Genomic DNA, 1090 nt, shown 5'->3' with positions numbered 1-1090 from the left:
AGGTGGTGTCTTTGTGGGGCCTAGATATAATTTATCTGAAGTTTCTACAGATGGTAATGTAAAACAAAAGATCTTTACAGATGTTGACTCAGCGTTGACAGGGCTTGATATGAATGTCAGGAGTGTGAATAGCCGTCTAACATATGTAGCCAATAGCTTTAATCAGCAAATTGAAAATTTTTCTAAAAATGCCTTAATGTGGAGCGATACTGAGAATGCCTTTGTTGCGCTTCATACAAACGACGGAAACAAAACGGAGAGTAAGATTACCTATCTTTTGAACGGTGACATTAGTAAAGCTTCAACAGATGCCATAAATGGTTCTCAGCTTTATATGATGAGCAATAAGCTTGCTGCTTATTTTGGTGGCGGTGCTGGATATGAGAATGGGAAGTGGTTGGATCCTATCTTTAAGGTTGGCCAATGAACAACACCCAATTTCAAAATTTCTCAAGTTGCTGCAGATGGTATAGCTGTAAACCCAGAAACCTGATCTAAACCACAAACATAACCATCACCATCTTCTGCCAAAACACCCTTGCCATCAAAAGCACTTAGAGAAAGAATACAAATATTCTTACGATCATTCTTAGTCTTACGATCCAAAATAACTTCCTGGCTCATAGGTAAAGTCAAAGCAAAAACAGCCGATACACTCGATAAGAGTGTAACCAGAGTGATGCTTAATGAACCCACTTTAAAAAACTTAGTCTTGAATGCAATTGAAACGAGCTATAAGACTGTTGCTGGTACTTTTGGTGGTATTGAAAGCAGTTTTTCTCATTTGAATAAGTATTTGAGGATTGTTTGAACAGGGGACGTCTCTAGTACTTCCGTCTCATGATTCCGACACATTACTATAAGCCCTGTGGAAAACTCTAAGCTGATTTTCTATTACATAGAGAAAGCTTTATGATTTTACATTTGTAAAATGTGCTTTCATTTTGCTAAATCATCTCTCTGATTAGATTGATGTGAACTTCTTACTCCATTGCACTCTTCATTTAAATCTGAAAATACAACGCAAAGATTTATAAAAAATAATCTTGCTAAAAGCTATCTACACCAATCTATCGTTGTAGAGAATAAA

At 36.4% G+C, this 1090-nt stretch carries 2 pseudogenes; one reads left to right on the top strand and one right to left on the bottom strand.

The features are described 5' to 3' along the window. A pseudogene (locus tag ACFIK8_RS09895) lies at nucleotides 1–424 on the top strand (adhesin); the annotation flags it as partial. A gap of 44 nt (nucleotides 425–468) precedes the next feature. Here the strand turns inward: ACFIK8_RS09895 and ACFIK8_RS09890 are convergent. Beyond that, nucleotides 469–722, bottom strand: a pseudogene (locus ACFIK8_RS09890) (hypothetical protein); the annotation flags it as partial. Nucleotides 723–1090: the final 368 nt, after the last annotated feature.

Source organism: Bartonella sp. MR168JLCBS (assembly GCF_042194175.1).
The sequence above is the reverse complement of the archived record's forward strand: the minus strand, read 5'-3'. Positions and strand labels throughout refer to the sequence as shown.